This window comes from Nocardioides sp. T2.26MG-1 (genome assembly GCF_950101795.1).
Lineage (GTDB): Bacteria > Actinomycetota > Actinomycetes > Propionibacteriales > Nocardioidaceae > Nocardioides.
In genome coordinates this window covers 25,811-42,628 of record NZ_CATNLZ010000011.1, presented here as the reverse complement: position 1 = coordinate 42,628, position 16,818 = coordinate 25,811, and the positions used below count along the sequence as shown (strand labels likewise).

Genomic DNA, 16,818 nt, shown 5'->3' with positions numbered 1-16,818 from the left:
ACCGGACCCCGCAGAACTCATGCTGGACCTTGAAGGTCGAGGATCGTTGGCGGTGGCCCGGTGGGGACCAGGGGTGCATCAGAGGCTCATCCGAAGCCGCCGACGCGAGGAAGGTAGACCAGTGAGGATCCCCTCGGAGGCGGACTTCGCCTCACGCCTGCGCAGCGCGGCGGTCACCGCGCGCGTCGGGCTGTGGCTCGGCGTCTGCTTCGGCATCTGCTTCGTCACCGGGCTGGTCAGCCACTACGCCCAGAACGCCGACCACCCGATCGCCTTCCCGGCCAGTCCGGTCTGGGGGTACCGCGTCACCCAGGGCCTGCACGTGACCACCGGCACGGCCGCAGTGCCGCTGCTGCTGGTCAAGCTGTGGACCGTCTACCCGCGGCTGTTCCTCCGCCCCGCGCGCGGCGCCCGCCGGCTGCTGCTCGACGCGCTCGAGCGGGGCTCGATCGGGGTGCTCGTGGCCGCGGCGGTCTTCCAGCTGGCGACCGGGCTCGCCAACGCGGCCCAGTGGTACCCCTGGAGCTTCTCGTTCCGCTCCACCCACTACGCGATCGCCTGGGTCGCGATCGGGGCGCTCCTGCTGCACGTCGCGGTCAAGCTGCCGGTGATCCGCGGCGCGCTGGCAGCCGGCGTCGAGGACACGGCGTACGACCGTCCCTCGGCCACCGAGCCCGGCGTCCTGAGCCGCCGCGGGCTGCTGCGCACCGCCTGGCTGGCCGCCGGGGTGGCGGTGCTCGCGACGGCCGGCAGCACCGTGCCGGTGCTGCGCCGGGTCTCGGTGCTGGGCGTGCGCTCCGGTGACGGGCCGATGGGGATGCCGGTCAACAAGTCCGCCGCGGCCGCCGGCGTGACGGCCTCGGCGACGAGCGCGGACTACCGGCTGACCGTCGCGCACGGCGGCCGCGAGGTGGCCCTGACCCGCGCCGACCTGGCGGCGATGCCGCAGTCGACCCGCACGCTGCCGATCGCCTGCGTCGAGGGGTGGAGCGCGAACGGCACCTGGACCGGCGTGCCCGTGCGCGACCTCCTCGACCTGGTCGGCGCGCCCCGTGGCGCCGACGTGCTGGTGAGCTCGCTGCAGGAGTCGGGCCCGTACACCACCATCGTCCTGCACGCGAGCTTCGCCGACGACGAGCGCACGCTGCTCGCACTGGCGCTCGGGGGCGAGCCGCTCGCGATCGACCACGGCTACCCGGCCAGGGTCATCGCCCCCGACCGGCCCGGCGTGCTGCAGACGAAGTGGGTGCGGCGGATCGAGGTGGCCGCGTGAGGGCCGTGCTCGGGGCGGCCGGCGTCGTGATCGCGTCGTACGGCGGGTGGCTGCTGGTCACCCGCGGGCACGACCTGCGCGACGTGGCGGTGTGGCTGGCCGCCGGGGTGGTGCTGCACGACGCGGTGCTCGCGCTGGCCACGCTGGCGCTCGGGGCGCTGGCCACGCGGCTGGTCCCGCGCGCCGCCCGGGCGCCGGTGGCGGTCGGCTCCGTCGTGCTCGGCTCGGTCACCCTGCTCGCCGTACCCGTGCTCGGACGGTTCGGCGCCCGCGAGGACAACCCGACGCTGCTCGACCGTGACTACACGGCCGGCTGGCTGGCGCTGGCCGGGCTCACGGTGCTGGCGGTGCTGGTGGCCACGCTCGTACGCTCGCGCACGGACCGGGAAGGAGGCGCAGGTGGCCCGGATCCTCGTCGTCGACGACGACCCCACGGTGCGTGAGGTCGTGGTGTCCTACCTGCGCGCGCACGAGCACGACGTCGTCGAGGCCGCGGACGGCGAGGCCGCCCTGCGGGCCGTGCGCGACCGGCCCGTCGACCTCGTCGTGCTCGACCTGATGCTGCCCGGCATCGACGGCATCGAGGTCTGCCGGCGGCTCCGCGAGACCGGTGACGTCCCGGTGGTCATGCTGACCGCCCTGGGGGAGGAGACCGACCGGGTGATGGGCCTCGAGGTCGGTGCCGACGACTACGTCACCAAGCCGTTCAGCCCCCGGGAGCTCGCGCTCCGGGTCGACTCGGTGCTGCGCCGGTCGGGCGCCTCGCCGGCCCCGCAGCGGCTCGCGGACGGCGACCTGCTCGTCGACGAGGCCGCGCACACCGCCTTCCGCGGTGACCGCCCGCTCGCGCTGACCGCCCGCGAGTTCGACCTGCTGCGCTTCCTGATGGCCCACCCCGGCACGGCGTACTCCCGCGACGACCTGCTCAAGGACGTCTGGGGCTGGTCGATCGGCGACCAGTCGACGGTCACGGTCCACGTGCGGCGGCTGCGGGAGAAGATCGAGGACGACCCGACCCGGCCGGCGCGGCTGCAGACCGTGTGGGGCGTGGGCTACCGCTGGGAGGCGACGCCATGATGGGCGGCGTGACGAGCGACCAGGTGCAGATCGTGCTCGTTGCCGCGGCGTGCGCCGTCGGCGTGGGCGTGGTCGGCCTGCTCGCCGCCTGGCTGGTGCGCCACCTCTCGATCCGGTGGCAGCTCGGCCTCGTGGTCCTGGTCTCGGTCGGCTCTGTGCTGGCCGGCGTGGTCGCCGTCGCGCGGCTGATGTTCATCTCCCCCCACGACCGGCAGGTCGTGAGCCTGGTCGCCGGCGTCTCCGGTCTGGTCGGGATGCTCGTCGCGCTCGCGCTGGGCGCGGCGATCGCCCGCTGGTCGGCCGCGCTGCGCGAGGGCGCCCGGCTGCTCGACGCGCACGGGTCGTACGTCGCCGACCCCCGCGGGCCGAGCGAGCTGCAGGCGCTGGCCGCCGAGCTCGAGCGCACCAGCGAGCGGCTGGCGGAGTCGCGCCTGCGTGAGGCCCGCCTCGAGGAGTCGCGGCGCGAGCTGGTCTCGTGGGTCTCCCACGACCTGCGCACGCCGCTGGCCGGCATGCGGGCGATGACCGAGGCGCTCGAGGACGGCCTGGCCGCCGACCCGGCGCGCTACCAGCGGCAGATCCGCGCCGAGGTCGACCGGATGGTGCGGATGGTCGACGACCTGTTCGAGCTGTCCCGGATCCACGCGGGGGTGCTGCGGATCAGCCCGGAGACGGTGCTGCTGGGCGACCTGGTCAGCGAGGCGATCGCGGGGGCCGACCCGGTCGCACGGGCGCGCAGCGTGCGCCTGGGCGGCAGCGTCGACCACGGCATCGAGGTGACCGCGGACGCGGCCGCGCTCTCGCGGGTGATGACCAACCTGATCATGAACGCGATCCGGCACACGCCGGCCGACGGCTCGGTGGAGATCCGGGGCCGTCTCGTGGACGACGGCACCGAGCAGGCCGTCGAGCTCAGCGTGAGCGACCAGTGCGGCGGGCTGAGCGAGGACGACATGGGCCGGGTCTTCGACCTGGCCTGGCGCGGCGGGGGAGCGGCGCGCACCCCGGCACCGGAGACCGGCGACGGGGTCGAGGGCCCCGGGGCCGGCCTGGGCCTGGCGATCGTGAAGGGGCTCATCGAGGCCCACCGCGGGGTCGTCGCCGTCGAGAACGTCGACGGACCCGCCCCGGCCGGATGCCGGTTCCTGGTCCGGCTGCCCGTCTGAGCCTGGATCCAGGCTGAGCCCGCCGATCGGGCCGCGACACGCCGGGTCCTCCTGCTCGGGTCGAACACGTGTTCGGGCTAGGTTGTGTCCACAGGCACGACGCAGGGCGAGGTCGTCCACAGCTTCGGCGGCGCTGATCAGGGCGCTGTCGGTGGCTCGCTCTAACGTCGCCGATGTGCCTGGACCACGACGAGAGAAGAGGAAGCAGCAGATGGCTGGAGGAGACCGCGAGAAGGCGCTTGACGCCGCGCTCGCCAACATCGAGAAGCAGTTCGGCAAGGGCTCGGTCATGCGACTCGGTGACGAGGTCCGCGCCCCGCTCGAGATCATCCCGAGCGGCTCGATCGCGCTCGACGTCGCACTCGGCCTCGGCGGCTTCCCCCGGGGACGCGTCGTGGAGATCTACGGCCCGGAGTCCTCGGGCAAGACGACCGTCGCCCTGCACGCCGTGGCCAACGCCCAGCGGGCCGGCGGCATCGTCGCGTTCATCGACGCCGAGCACGCGCTCGACCCCGACTACGCGAAGAACCTCGGCGTCGACACCGACGCGCTGCTGGTGTCCCAGCCCGACTCCGGCGAGCAGGCGCTCGAGATCGCGGACATGCTGATCCGCTCGGGCGCCCTCGACCTGATCGTGATCGACTCGGTCGCCGCGCTGGTGCCCCGGGCCGAGATCGAGGGCGAGATGGGCGACAGCCACGTCGGCCTCCAGGCGCGGCTGATGAGCCAGGCGCTGCGCAAGATGACCGGTGCGCTCAACAACTCCAAGACCACGATGATCTTCATCAACCAGCTGCGCGAGAAGATCGGCGTGATGTTCGGCTCGCCCGAGACCACCACCGGCGGCAAGGCGCTGAAGTTCTACGCCTCGGTCCGGCTCGACGTGCGCCGCATCGAGACGCTCAAGGACGGCACCGACATGGTCGGCAACCGCACCCGCGTCAAGGTCGTCAAGAACAAGGTCGCCCCGCCGTTCAAGCAGGCGGAGTTCGACATCATGTACGGCAAGGGCATCAGTCGCGAGGGCGGCCTGATCGACGTCGGCGTCGAGGCCGGCCTGGTCCGCAAGGCCGGTGCTTGGTACACCTACGAGGGCGACCAGCTCGGCCAGGGCAAGGAGAACGCCCGCACCTTCCTGCGCGACAACCCCGACCTGGCCAACGAGCTGGAGAAGAAGATCCTCGAGAAGCTCGGGGTCGGCCCGACGGTCGACCAGGACGTCGCCGAGCTGCCCGCGGAGCCGATCGGTGTCGACGCCTTCTGATCGGTGACTTCGAGGCTCGTCGCTAGCGCTCCTCGCACCTCGATCACCGATCCGGTGGTTGAGGTGCGAGCGAAGCAAGCCACACCGGTGGTTGAGGTGCGAGCGAAGCAAGCCACACCGGTGGTTGAGGTGCGAGCGAAGCGAGCCTCACCGGTGGTTGAGGTGCGAGCGAAGCGAGCCTCACCGGTGGTTGAGGTGCGAGCGAAGCGAGCCTCGAAACCACCATGCCTGCCCTGGAGGCACTCATGACTCTCGACGACCACAGGCCACCTCCCGACTGGCTCGGTGACGTCGCGGCGGGGGTGGATGCGTGGACCAAGCGCACCGCCCCCGCCGGACCCGACGGCAGCGGCGACCGGTCCGCGCCCCCGCCGCCGGACCCGGTCGCCGAGGTGCCGGAGGCCGACCCCGAGTCGGTGGCGCGCAAGATCCTGCTCGACCAGCTCACCGGGCAGGCGCGCAGCCGCAAGGAGCTGAGCGACAAGCTCGCGTCGCGCAACGTCCCCGACGACGTCGCGACCCGGCTCCTCGACCGGTTCGAGGAGGTCGGCCTGATCGACGACGACGCGTTCGCCCGCTCGTGGGTCCAGTCCCGGGGGGCCGGCGGCGGCCGGGCCCTGGCCCGGCGCGCGCTCGCCCAGGAGCTGCGGCGCAAGGGCATCGACGACGAGGTGGCCCGCGCCGCGCTCGACGAGGTCGACCCGGCGGAGGAGGAGGCGGCCGCCCGGGTGCTCGTGCGCAAGAAGCTGCGCTCGATCGCCTCCGTCGACGACACCACGGCGACCCGGCGGCTGGTCGGGATGCTCGCCCGCAAGGGCTACGGCTCGGGCCTCGCGTTCGCGGTGGTCCGAGACGAGCTGGGCCGTGCTGGTAGACAATCGGACTGTGGCGAGTGAGCGCGAGGTCCTGACGTACGAGCTGTTCGGCACCGCGGTGCGAGACCTCGCCCAGCAGGTGGTCGACTCCGGCTACGAGCCCGACCTGGTCCTCTCCATCGCCCGCGGTGGGCTCGGCCTCGGCATGGGTCTGGGCTACGCGCTGGACGTGAAGAACCTCTCCGCGATCAACGTGGAGTTCTACACCGGCGTCGACGAGCGCCTCGAGCTGCCCGTGATGCTGCCGCCCACCCCGGACGCGGTCGACCTGGCCGGCCTCAAGGTGCTGATCGCCGACGACGTCGCCGACACCGGCAAGACCCTCGAGATCGTCCGCGACTTCTGCGCTGACCACGTCGCCGAGGCCCGGATGGCGGTCATCTACGAGAAGCCCTGGACCGTGGTGCACCCCGACTACGTGTGGCGCCGCACCGAGGCCTGGATCGACTTCCCCTGGTCGGCCGAGCCGCCGCTGGTCCGCCGCGACCGGAGGCACGGATGACCGGACACCGGGTGGTCGTCCACGACCGCGGTCGCGACCTCACCGGCATGGTGCACGACGGTGAGTCCTGGGCTGCGGCCGCACGGCGCACCGCCGCCAGCCTGCACGCCGAGCCCGTCCCGCTCGACCTCTCCGGCGAGGTCAAGCAGTTCGTGGTCGACCACGACAACCGGGTGGCGGTGCGCGCGATGACCCGGGGCGACCTGCCGGACGTGACCCGCTGGCGCCAGACCGAGCACATCCGCCGGTGGTGGGCCTCGGAGGGCGAGCCGACCGCGGAGCGGATCGAGGCCCGCTACGGCCCCTGCATCGACGGGATGGAGCCGACCCGGATGTGGGTGGCGGAGATCAACGGCCGCTCGGTGGGCTTCGTCCAGGACTACCGGGTCGGCGACTACCCGGACTTCGCGGTCCTCGGTCCGGACCCCGATGCCATCGGCGTCGACTACGCGCTGTGTGAGGAGTGGAGCGGGCGCGGGTTCGGTCCCCGGGTGCTGTGGGCCTGGATGACCCGGGCCCGCCGGCGGTTCCCCGAGGCGACGACGTACTTCGCCGCCCCCGACCACCGCAACACCGCCTCGCTCCGGATGCTCGCCAAGACCGGGTTCACCCAGGGACTCTGGTTCGACGAGCCCCAGGAGGACGGCTCCGTCGACACCGTGGTCGGCTGCAGCCTCGACGTGCGCCGGGTGCTGGGGTGAGGGTGCCGGCTTGACGGGTGCTGGGATGATGCGTCGATGAACGCCCACGCGCAGGCCATCCCGCCCGGCCCGGTCGACGTCACGGCCTTCCGCACCGACCGCACAGCCGGGGTCAAGGGCGGCAAGACGGCCGGCAAACGGGCCCTGGTCGACCTCGGCCCAGAGCTCTCGGACCTCCAGGAGCGGCTGTTCGCGCAGGGCCGCACCGGGTCCTCGCAGCGGGTGCTCCTGGTGCTCCAGGGTATGGACACCTCGGGCAAGGGCGGGATCCTGCGGCACACGGTCGGACTGGTCGACCCGCAGGGCGTGCGGATCATGTCCTTCAAGGCGCCGACCGAGGAGGAGCGGGCCCACGACTTCCTCTGGCGGATCCGCAAGGCGCTGCCCGGGCCCGGCATCATCGGCGTCTTCGACCGCTCGCACTACGAGGACGTGCTGGTCCCACGGGTGCACGAGCTCGTCGATCCCGACGAGATCGACCGGCGCTACGGCGTGATCAACGACTTCGAGCGCGGCCTCGTCGACGACGGCACCACGATCGTGAAGTGCTTCCTGCACATCTCGCCGGCCGAGCAGAAGAAGCGGCTGCTCGCCCGCCTGGCCCAGCCGACCAAGCACTGGAAGTACAACCCGCACGACATCGAGGAGCGGGCCCGCTGGGCCGACTACCGCCGGGCCTACGAGGTCGCGATCGAGCGCACCAACACCGACGTCGCCCCGTGGCACCTCGTGCCCAGCGACAGCAAGTGGTACCGCAACCTCGCGATCGGCGAGCTGCTGCTGACCACCCTGAAGGGCCTCGACCTCGACTGGCCGGTCGCGGACTTCGACGTGGACGCCGAACGGGCCAGGCTGGCCGACGAGAAGCCGGTCACCTGACCCGTTCGTGGCCGTCCGGTCAGTACTTGTAGGTGTAGTACGTGGGGCTCTGCGTGGCCGCGAACGCCTTGCTCGAGCGGATCGTGAACTTCCAGTAGAACTTGCCCCTGCGCGGAGCCGGGAGCGTGAAGGTCGCCCGGCTCTTGGCGTTGGTGCGCACGGACTTGAACTTCTTCCACTGCTTGCCCTGCTTCTTCAGCACCGTGATCGCGCCCCGGTACTTCGGGCTCACCTTGATCGTCACGATGATGCTGCGCCCCTCCTTGACGCTGATGCCCAGCTTGCGCTGGATGCGGGCCGCGACCGCGTCGGAGGACGGCGAGTAGTCGCCGCTGCCGCTGTAGGTCACGCGGTAGATCGCGTTGCCCTTGGCGGTGATCGAGTCGTAGAGGTAGGCGCTGGACGAGGTCGCGACCGTGGTCCAGGTGGTCTGGCCGGCCAACTGACGCTCGACGGTCAGCGTCCCGTCGTACACCTGCTCACCACTGTCGGTGACCACGTTGATCGAGAGCGAGAGGGTGTCGCCGTAGACCGGGACGCCGGGCTGGGTGCGGTAGCCGGGACCGGCGATCCAGGGCTTGCCGTCGGCACCGACCACGTGGGTCGCGGTGACGGCAGCGGCAGGGGTGGCGGTGGCCACGACCGCGAGGGCCGGGCCGGCCAGGAGGGTGGTTGTCACGGCTGCGACGAGGCGGCGAAGGCGCATCAGGATCCTGTCGGTCAGAAGGAGTGGGAGTGGTCGCCGAGGCGGCCAGCCGTCGACTACCCACGGCGGTCCTCCGATAAACCGATCGGCCGGAGGACCTCGCTAGGGTGTGCCGGTGATCCCCACGGTCTCGGTGACCCGCTACGTCACCCCACTGCGTGAGGGCGGCAGCCTGCCCGGGATCGTCGAGGGCGACGACCTGGGCACCTACGTCTGCAAGTTCCGCGGCGCAGGTCAGGGGGTTCGCGTCCTGGTCGCGGAGGTGATCGTCGGCGAGCTGGCCCGTCGGATCGGGCTCAGCACCCCCCAGCTGGTCGCGCTCGACCTGGATCCCGAGATCGCCCGCTACGAGGCCGACGAGGAGGTCCAGGACCTGCTCAACGCCAGCCCTGGCCTCAACCTCGGCGTCGACTTCCTGCCCGGCGCGTTCGGCTTCGACGCAGAGGTCACCACCGAGACCGGGGTCGCCGGCAAGGTGATGTGGCTCGACGCGTTCTGCGCCAACGTCGACCGGTCCTGGCGCAACCCCAACCTGCTGGTGTGGCACGGCGACCTGTGGGTGATCGACCACGGGGCGGCGCTGTACTTCCACCACGCCTGGCCCGGCGGATCGCTGCTGAAGGACGGCGCACCCGGCCGGTTCGCCGCCCAGCCGTGGGACGCCGGCGACCACGTGCTGCTGTCCCGCGCGCACGAGCTCCCCGCTGCCGACGAGGAGGTCCGTGCGGTGCTGTCGGCCGACGTGTTCGCCGAGCTGCTCGCGGAGGTCCCGGACGTCTGGCTCGAGCCGGTGCCCGGGGCCGAGACGCCCGACGCGCTGCGCTCGGCGTACGTCGACTTCCTCGAGGCGCGGCTGGCCAGCAGCCAGTGGCTCCCGGAGGTGGTGGCTCGATGACCGCCGCAGCGGGGGCCAAGCTCGCCTACCAGTACGTCGTGCTGCGCTGCGTGCCCCGTGTGGACCGCGAGGAGTTCGTCAACGTCGGGGTCGTCGTCTACTGCCAGGCCACGGACTTCCTCGAGGTCGCCTGGCAGGTCGACCGCGACCGGCTGCGCGCGTTCGACCCGCGCCTCGACCTCGACCAGGTCTGTGAGGCGTTGGAGTTCGTCGCGGGGGTGTGCGCCGGCGACGAGCGCGCGGGCGCCGCGGCCGGCAAGCCGATCGGCCAGCGGTTCGGGTTCCTCAAGGCGCCGCGCAGCACCGTCCTGCAGCCCGGCCCCGTGCACGGCGGGCTCACCCAGGACCCGGCCCGCCAGCTCGAGCACCTGGTGGAGAAGCTCGTCGGTTGACCCGCCCGAAAGTTTCGGGCGGGTCAACCTCGACTCAGACGGGGACGAGCTCGACCGCGCCGACGGCGTAGCGGGCCAGGATCGTGCGCGCCACCTCGGGGTGGGCGCCCAGCGGCTCGGAGACCGCGATCGCGCCTGCCTCGACGGCGAGCTCGGCGGCCCGGTCGGGGAGGAACCCGGGCGCCAGGAACAGCGAGGCCACCGCGATGTGGCGGCGACCCTCGGCGCGGAACGCGCGGACCGCCTCGCCGGTCGCCGGGGGAGAGGCCGAGGCGAACGCCGCGGTCACCGGCAGCTTGTGGCGTGAGCCCCACACCCGCGCCAGCCGGGCCACCGCCTGGTTGGCCAGCGGGTCGCTGGAGCCGGCCGCGGCGAGCACGAGCGCGTCGAGCTCACGCACCCGGTGCGCCCGGAGCGCGTCGCGCATGCGCACGTCGAGGACCTCGAGGAACTGGGCCTCCAGGCCGAGGATCGACGTCGCGCGGATCTGCAGCCCCGGGTGCCGGGCCGTCGCGTCGGCGATCGCGCTCGGGACGTCGACCTTGGCGTGGTAGGCCTCGGTGAGCAGAAGCGGGACCACGACGATCTCGTCGAAGCCGGCCTTCACGAGCCGGTCGACGACCGTCGTGAACGACGGCCGGGACAGGTCGAGGAAGGCCTGCTCGATGCGCAGGTCTGGTCGCATGGACCGGACCTCGTCGACCAGGGCCTTGATGGTCGTGGCGGACCTCGGGTCACGGCTGCCGTGAGCGAGGGCCACCAGTGCAGGAGCAGCCATCACGCCGCCTCCTTACCTGTGCGTGTGGTTGGTGCAGGGTCGTGCATTGCGGTGCGAGCACTCCCGGCCACGCTGCCGGTCGTGCGGAGTGACGGGGTCCTCATGAGTGGATCCCGCACTCGGTCTTGGTGGTGCCGGCCCAGCGGCCGCTGCGCGCGTCCTCGCCGGGAGCCACGCGGCGGGTGCACGGCCAGCAGCCGATCGAGGGGTAGCCGTCGTACACGAGCGGGTTCACGAGCACGCCGTTGTCGCTGACGTAGCGCGCGACCTCGTCGTCGGTCCACCGCGCCAGCGGCGAGACCTTGACCTTGGCCCGCTTGGCGTCCCAGCCGATCACCGGCGCGATCACCCGGTGCTTGGTCTCGGCCCGGCGCAGGCCGGTCGCCCACGCGTCGTAGCCGTCGAGGGAGGCCGCGAGCGGCTCGACCTTGCGCAGCTTGCAGCACAGGTCCGGGTCGGTCTTGTACAGGTCCTTGCCGTACGCCGCGTCCTGCTCGGCGACCGACTGCACGGGCGTGATCGTGATCAGGTTGACCGGCAGCGTCGCCTGGACCGCGTCGCGGGTGCCGATGGTCTCGGCGAAGTGGTAGCCGGTGTCGAGGAACACGACGTCGACCCCGGGCGCGACCTTCGAGACGAGGTCGGCCAGCACGGCGTCGCTCATCGAGGAGGTCACGCAGAAGCGCTCGCCGAACGTCGCGACGGCCCACTCGACGATGTTCTCGGCGGGCGCCAGCTCGAGCTCGGCGCCCCAGTGGGACACCAGCTCGCGCAGCTCCTCGGGCGAGCGGCCGGCGGTCTCGGTGCCGCGGTAGTCACGCGCGGACCTCGTGGTGGCGGCGGTCATTGCGGGGCTCCCGGGGTGACCGGATCCGGCCGGACCAGTCCGAGCATCTTCAGGGAGAAGGCGCGCAGGCACCCGCGGCAGTGCCAGGTGCCGTGCGGCGAGCTGACCTCGCCGGTCTCGGAGACGACCTCGTGGGGACGCAGGTCCTCCTCGCCGCAGTAGGGGCAGTGGAACGGAGTGGCGCGCTCGCTCATGCCGTCGCTCCGGCGAGCCTGCGGCCATCGGCCCGGTCGGCCTCGTCACCGCGGAGGAGGTCCTCGTCGGCGCGCGCCACCCAGGCGCTGAACGACTCGCCCTCGGTGCGGTCGGCGAGGTAGTTCGCCACCAGGCTGGTGATGTAGTCGTCCAGCCCGGCGCTGGTCACCTTGTGTGCGCGCAGCTTGCGGCCGAAGTTGGCCTGCAGACCGGTCGCGCCGCCGAGGTGCACCTGGAAGCCCTCGACCTGCTCGCCCTCGTGCATGACCAGCTGGCCCTTGAGCCCGATGTCGCCGACCTGGGTGCGCGCGCAGGCGTTGGGGCAGCCGTTGACGTTCACGGTGATCGGGCCCCCAAGATCGGACTCTGTGAGGTCGGGGAAGCGCCGCTCGAGCTCGTCGACCAGGTCGCGGGCACGGTTCTTGGTGTCGACGATCGCGAGCTTGCAGAACTCCAGGCCCGTGCAGGCCATGGTGTTGCGTCGCCAGGCCGAGGGGCGGGCGGAGAGGCCGATCGCGTCGAGCCGGTCGAGCAGGGCGTCGACGGTCTCCGGCTCCACGCCGATCAGCACGATCTTCTGGTACGGCGTGAGCCGGGCGCCGGCGACGCCGTACTCCTCCATGAGGTCGGCCAGCTGCACCAGGAGCGTGCCGGAGACCCGGCCGGCGGTGGGGGCGATCCCGACGTACCGCTTGCCGTCCTTCTGCTCGTGCACGCCGATGTGGTCGCGGTGCCCGACGGGGGAGGCAGGGGACTCGCAGCTCACGAGCGCCCGGCCGAGGTACTCGTTCTCGAGGACCTCGCGGAACTTCTCCACCCCCCAGTCCTGGACCAGGAACTTCAGGCGCGCGCGCGAGCGCAGCCGGCGGTAGCCGTAGTCGCGGAAGATCGAGGCCACGCCCTCCCAGACGTCGGCGACGTCGTCGAGCGGGATCCACACGCCGAGCTTCTGGGCGAGCATCGGGTTGGCCGCGAGCCCGCCGCCGACCCACAGGTCGAACCCCGGGCCGTGCTCGGGGTGGACGGTGCCGACGAACGAGACGTCGTTGGTCTCGGGGGAGACATCGTGGCCCGGGTGTCCGGTCAGCGCGGTCTTGAACTTGCGGGGGAAGTTCGCGAAGTCGGGGTTGCCGATGTAGCGGCGCTTGATCTCCTCCAGCGCGGCGGAGCCGTCGATGATCTCCTCGCGTGCGACGCCGGCGACGGGCGAGCCCAGGAACGGCCGCGGGGAGTCACCGCACGCCTCGAGGGTGGTGAGGCCCGCTGCCTCGAGCCGCGCCCAGATCGCCGGGACGTCCTCGATCCGGATCCAGTGGTACTGGATGTTCTGGCGGTCGGTGACGTCCGCGGTGTCGCGCGCGAAGTCGACCCCGATAGAGCCCAGGGCGCGCACGGTCGCGGGGGCCAGCAGAGCCCCGTCGGTGCGGACCCGCATCATGAAGAACTCGGCGTCGAGCTCCTCCTCGGACAGCATCGCGGTCTTGCCGCCGTCGAACCCCGGTGCGCGCTGGGTGTAGAGCCCCATCCAGCGGAAGCGGCCGCGCAGGTCCGCGGGGTCGATCGAGGCGAAGCCGTGCTTGGAGTAGATGTGCAGGATCCGCGACTGCACGTTCAGCGGTCCGTCGTCCTTCTTCGCCTGCTCGTTCTTGTTGAGCGGCTCGGTGTAGCCGAAGGCCCATTGGCCCTCGCCGCGCTTGGGACGGGGGACGTCCGTGTGGGCCGGCGGCTTGGCGGTGTAGCGCAGGTCGGTCATGGGGGCATTCCTCGGAAGTCTGGCGAACGACGCTCGAACCGGGCGGGCCACGTCGTCGGGGCCGTCTGCCGGTGAGGTCAGCTGCGCCGGGTTGCTGGCGGGCGGCTGATCAGGAATGCCAACACATCATGCTGCGCGTGCGACCGAGGTCCACGTGGCGTCGAACCACGAGGTAGGCGTGCGTCGCAGCGGAGACCATGTCAAGGAGTCTCACGTGGCGGACGCACATCCCACAAGGCGAAATCCCATGATGTGGGACGACTGTCCGAGATATGAGACAGAATCCGGGCGTAGCCGACGTGCCTGGGGGCCGGCATGAGGTGCAGGTCACACCCGCAGGTGGTCGGCCGGGCCGCGGGAAGGCGCGGGACACTAGGATTTCGACCATGACCAACGAGGCCCGCATCAGCTCCCTGACCAGCAGTGCCTACCAGCAGGCTCTCGAGGTGATCGCCTCGGTCGAGCCGCGGATCGCCGAGGCGACCCGCCAGGAGCTGGTCGACCAGCGGGGATCGCTCAAGCTGATCGCGAGCGAGAACTACGCCTCGCCTGCGGTGCTGCTCACCATGGGCACCTGGTTCAGCGACAAGTACGCCGAGGGCACGGTCGGGCACCGCTTCTACGCCGGCTGCCAGAACGTCGACACCGTCGAGGCCCTCGCTGCGGAGCACGCGCGCGAGCTGTTCGGTGCGCCGTACGCCTATGCGCAGCCGCACTCGGGCATCGACGCCAACCTCGTCGCGTACTGGTCCATCCTCGCCCACCGCGTGGAGACCCCGGCCCTGCAGAAGCTCGGCGCCAGAGGAGTCAACGAGCTGACCGACGCCGACTGGGAGACCCTGCGCAACGAGCTCGGCAACCAGCGGCTGCTCGGCATGTCGCTGGACTCCGGCGGCCACCTGACCCACGGCTTCCGGCCCAACATCAGCGGCAAGATGTTCCACCAGCAGCAGTACGGCACCGACCCGGAGACCGGGCTGCTCGACTACGACGTCGTGCGAGCCAAGGCGAAGGAGTTCAAGCCGCTGGTGCTCGTGGCGGGCTACTCCGCCTACCCGCGCCGGGTGAACTTCGCCAAGATGCGCGAGATCGCCGACGAGGTCGGCGCCACCCTGATGGTCGACATGGCCCACTTCGCCGGGCTGGTGGCCGGCAAGGTCTTCACCGGCGACGAGGACCCGGTGCCGCACGCGCACATCACGACCACCACCACGCACAAGTCGCTGCGCGGCCCCCGCGGCGGCCTGGTGCTGGCGCAGCAGGACTACGCCGCCGACGTCGACCGTGGCTGCCCGATGGTGCTCGGCGGCCCCCTCTCGCACGTGATGGCCGCCAAGGCCGTCGCGCTCGCCGAGGCGCGGCGGCCGGAGTTCCAGACCTACGCGCAGAACGTCGCCGACAACGCCAAGTCGCTGGCCGACGGCTTCCTCTCGCGCGGCGCCCGGCTCGTCACCGGCGGCACCGACAACCACATCGTGCTCGTCGACGTGTCCGGGTTCGGGCTGACGGGCCGCCAGGCCGAGACCGCGCTGCTCGAGGCCGGTGTGGTCACCAACCGCAACTCGATCCCGCAGGACCCCAACGGCGCCTGGTACACCTCCGGCATCCGCCTCGGCACGCCGGCGTTGACCACGCGGGGCTTCGGGCACGACGAGTTCGACCGGGTCGCCGAGCTCATGGTGCACGTGCTGCAGAACACCCAGCCGGGCACCACCAAGGACGGGAAGGCCTCGAAGGCGTCGTACGTCCTCGGCGACGGTGTGGCCGACAAGGTCCGCGCTGCCTCCGCGGAGATGCTCGACAAGCACCCGCTCTACCCCGGCCTCGACCTGGCCTGAGCTTCTAGACCTCCGGGGTCGCGCGCGCCACGATGGCCCGCAGGTCGCCGCCCTCGAGGGTGCCGAAGACGCCGTCGTACGACGTGCCGAAGCGCGACGCGCAGAACACGTCCGCGACCTCGGGGGGCGCGAAGCGCACGAGCAGGGCGCCCTGCAGGCAGGTCGCCATCCGCGCGGCCAGCCGGCGGGCGTTGACCTCCATCCGGTCGGGCTCGCCCATCAGCGTCCCGAGCAGGGCCAGCGTCTCCTCCACGTAGTGGTCGAGACGGTGGTCGCCCCCGCGGGCGCGGCCGACCTCGGTGATCCACGCGTCGAGGACCTCGGGCTCCCGCGACAGGGCGCGCAGCACGTCGAGGGCGTTGACGTTGCCCGAGCCCTCCCAGACGGAGTTCAGCGGCGCCTCGCGGTAGAGCAGCGGGAGACCGGACTCCTCGACGTAGCCGTTGCCGCCCAGGCACTCGAGCGCCTCCGCGACGAGGAACGGGGTGCGCTTGCAGACCCAGAACTTCGCCAGCGGCAGGGCGATCCTGCGGAACGCCGCCTCGTGGGGGTCGCCGACCGCGTCGACCGCGGCGGCGAGTCGCATGGCCAGCGCGGTGGCCGCCTCGGTCTCGACCGCCAGGTCGGCGAGGACGTTCTGCATCAACGGCTTGTCGGCGAGCAGCGACCCGAAGGCCGAGCGGTGCGCCGCGTGCCAGCTGGCCTCGTTGACGGCGCGGCGCATCAGCGACGTCGAGCCGAGCACGCAGTCGAGCCGGGTGGCGGCGACCATCTCGATGATCGTCCGCACGCCGCGGCCCTCGTCGCCGAGCCGGTGCGCGACGGTGCCGTCGAACTCGAGCTCCGAGGAGGCGTTGGACCGGTTGCCGAGCTTGTCCTTGAGTCGCACCACGTCGAGCTGGTTGCGGGTGCCGTCGGGCAGCACGCGGGGGACCACGAAGCAGGTCAGTGCCTGACCCTGGGGCCGCCCCTCGGCCTGGGCGAGCACCAGGAAGACGTCGTTCATCGGGGCCGAGGTGAACCACTTGTGCCCGTGGAGGGTGTACTCGCCGTCGACCGACGTCGGCCGCGCGACCGTCACGTTGGTGCGGACGTCGGAGCCGCCCTGCTTCTCGGTCATGCCCATGCCGGCCAGTGCGCCGCGCTTGGTGGCGGCCAGCCGCACCCCGGGGTCGTAGGACGTGGACGCGAGCAGCGGCGTCCACTCCTTGGCCAGCGCGTCGTCGGTCCGCAGCGCGGGGACGGCGGCGTACGTCATCGAGATCGGGCAGCCGTGGCCGGGCTCGGTGTGCGACCAGGCCATGAAGCCGGCGGCGCGCCGGACGTGGGCGTACGGCGCGCCCGCCTCCTGGAGCTCCCAGGGGCGGGCCGCGAGCCCGTGACTCACGGCGCGGTCCATCAGCCAGTGCCAGGACGGGTGGAAGTCGACCTCGTCGACGCGGTTGCCGTGCCGGTCGTAGGGCTTGAGCCGCGGGTGGAACTCGTTCGCGAGCAGGCCGTGCTCGCGCGCCTCGGCGGTGCCGGCCTCGGCGCCGAGCTCGGTGAGGTCCTCGACCACCTCGGCGGAGGCGTGCCTGGTGACCGCCTCGACGAGGGCGAGGTCGGCCGTGACCACGTTGTGACCCACCAGCGGCGGCGCCTGGTTGGTGGCTACCCGGATGTCTGAACGCATGCGCT

Annotated in this window: 18 protein-coding genes; 12 read left to right on the top strand and 6 right to left on the bottom strand. The window is 72.0% G+C overall.

What is annotated here, in order from left to right; translation table 11 throughout:
- Positions 1–121 precede the first annotated feature (121 nt).
- The 9 genes from QQZ14_RS09715 to QQZ14_RS09675 all read left to right on the top strand — a co-directional run bounded on the left by QQZ14_RS09715 (position 122) and on the right by QQZ14_RS09675 (position 7,737).
- Positions 122–1,273: a molybdopterin-dependent oxidoreductase gene (locus QQZ14_RS09715; protein WP_284534058.1), complete on the top strand. Its 1,152-nt coding sequence runs from the start codon at positions 122–124 to the stop codon at positions 1,271–1,273.
- Positions 1,270–1,716: a hypothetical protein gene (locus QQZ14_RS09710; protein WP_284534057.1), complete on the top strand. Its 447-nt coding sequence runs from the start codon at positions 1,270–1,272 to the stop codon at positions 1,714–1,716. The genes QQZ14_RS09715 and QQZ14_RS09710 overlap by 4 nt, the downstream gene beginning before the upstream one ends.
- Positions 1,673–2,350 carry a response regulator transcription factor gene (locus QQZ14_RS09705; protein ID WP_284534056.1) on the top strand — a complete coding sequence of 226 codons (678 nt, stop codon included), beginning with the start codon at positions 1,673–1,675 and terminating at the stop codon, positions 2,348–2,350. The genes QQZ14_RS09710 and QQZ14_RS09705 overlap by 44 nt, the downstream gene beginning before the upstream one ends.
- Positions 2,350–3,516 (top strand): sensor histidine kinase, encoded by a 1,167-nt coding sequence (locus QQZ14_RS09700; RefSeq protein ID WP_284534059.1) that lies wholly within the window; start codon positions 2,350–2,352, stop codon positions 3,514–3,516. Before QQZ14_RS09705 ends, QQZ14_RS09700 begins: the two co-directional genes overlap by 1 nt.
- A gap of 211 nt (positions 3,517–3,727) precedes the next feature.
- Positions 3,728–4,780, top strand: coding sequence for a recombinase RecA (recA, locus tag QQZ14_RS09695; protein ID WP_284534055.1), 1,053 nt, complete (start codon positions 3,728–3,730; stop codon positions 4,778–4,780).
- A gap of 245 nt (positions 4,781–5,025) precedes the next feature.
- A complete protein-coding gene (locus QQZ14_RS09690) occupies positions 5,026–5,676 on the top strand; it encodes a regulatory protein RecX (protein WP_284534054.1) in 651 nt (216 codons plus the stop codon).
- Positions 5,666–6,157 (top strand): phosphoribosyltransferase, encoded by a 492-nt coding sequence (locus QQZ14_RS09685; protein WP_284534053.1) that lies wholly within the window; start codon positions 5,666–5,668, stop codon positions 6,155–6,157. Before QQZ14_RS09690 ends, QQZ14_RS09685 begins: the two co-directional genes overlap by 11 nt.
- A complete protein-coding gene (locus QQZ14_RS09680) occupies positions 6,154–6,858 on the top strand; it encodes a GNAT family N-acetyltransferase (RefSeq protein WP_284534052.1) in 705 nt (234 codons plus the stop codon). Before QQZ14_RS09685 ends, QQZ14_RS09680 begins: the two co-directional genes overlap by 4 nt.
- Positions 6,859–6,894: 36 nt before the next feature.
- A complete protein-coding gene (locus tag QQZ14_RS09675) occupies positions 6,895–7,737 on the top strand; it encodes a PPK2 family polyphosphate kinase (protein WP_284534051.1) in 843 nt (280 codons plus the stop codon).
- A gap of 19 nt (positions 7,738–7,756) precedes the next feature.
- On the opposite strand, the gene QQZ14_RS09670 is transcribed toward QQZ14_RS09675, so the two are convergent.
- On the bottom strand, positions 7,757–8,416 hold the full coding sequence (locus QQZ14_RS09670; RefSeq protein ID WP_284534050.1) for a hypothetical protein: 660 nt from the start codon (positions 8,414–8,416) through the stop codon (positions 7,757–7,759).
- 142 nt (positions 8,417–8,558) lie between these two features.
- Between QQZ14_RS09670 and QQZ14_RS09665 the strand changes: the two genes are divergently transcribed.
- The gene (locus tag QQZ14_RS09665; RefSeq protein ID WP_284534049.1) at positions 8,559–9,338 is read left to right on the top strand and encodes a HipA family kinase; all 780 of its coding nucleotides are present in this window, start codon (positions 8,559–8,561) and stop codon (positions 9,336–9,338) included.
- On the top strand, positions 9,335–9,730 hold the full coding sequence (locus QQZ14_RS09660; protein WP_284534048.1) for a DUF3037 domain-containing protein: 396 nt from the start codon (positions 9,335–9,337) through the stop codon (positions 9,728–9,730). Before QQZ14_RS09665 ends, QQZ14_RS09660 begins: the two co-directional genes overlap by 4 nt.
- 34 nt (positions 9,731–9,764) lie before the next feature.
- Here the strand turns inward: QQZ14_RS09660 and QQZ14_RS09655 are convergent, their stop codons facing one another.
- From QQZ14_RS09655 to QQZ14_RS09640, 4 genes are all read right to left on the bottom strand, one after another.
- Complete coding sequence (locus QQZ14_RS09655; RefSeq protein ID WP_284534047.1) at positions 9,765–10,508, bottom strand: sirohydrochlorin chelatase; 744 nt, start codon at positions 10,506–10,508, stop codon at positions 9,765–9,767.
- Between the two features lie 100 nt (positions 10,509–10,608).
- Positions 10,609–11,355 carry a phosphoadenylyl-sulfate reductase gene (locus tag QQZ14_RS09650; protein ID WP_284534046.1) on the bottom strand — a complete coding sequence of 249 codons (747 nt, stop codon included), beginning with the start codon at positions 11,353–11,355 and terminating at the stop codon, positions 10,609–10,611.
- Entirely contained in the window at positions 11,352–11,549 is a 198-nt protein-coding gene (locus QQZ14_RS09645; RefSeq protein ID WP_284534045.1) for a hypothetical protein, read from the bottom strand. Before QQZ14_RS09645 ends, QQZ14_RS09650 begins: the two co-directional genes overlap by 4 nt.
- On the bottom strand, positions 11,546–13,303 hold the full coding sequence (locus QQZ14_RS09640) for a nitrite/sulfite reductase (protein WP_284534044.1): 1,758 nt from the start codon (positions 13,301–13,303) through the stop codon (positions 11,546–11,548). Before QQZ14_RS09640 ends, QQZ14_RS09645 begins: the two co-directional genes overlap by 4 nt.
- A gap of 386 nt (positions 13,304–13,689) precedes the next feature.
- On the opposite strand from QQZ14_RS09640, the gene QQZ14_RS09635 reads away from it, so the two are divergent.
- The gene (locus tag QQZ14_RS09635; RefSeq protein ID WP_284534043.1) at positions 13,690–15,141 is read left to right on the top strand and encodes a glycine hydroxymethyltransferase; all 1,452 of its coding nucleotides are present in this window, start codon (positions 13,690–13,692) and stop codon (positions 15,139–15,141) included.
- A gap of 4 nt (positions 15,142–15,145) precedes the next feature.
- Here the strand turns inward: QQZ14_RS09635 and QQZ14_RS09630 are convergent, their stop codons facing one another.
- Positions 15,146–16,813, bottom strand: coding sequence for an acyl-CoA dehydrogenase family protein (locus QQZ14_RS09630; RefSeq protein ID WP_284534042.1), 1,668 nt, complete (start codon positions 16,811–16,813; stop codon positions 15,146–15,148).
- Between the last annotated feature and the right edge of the window lie 5 nt (positions 16,814–16,818).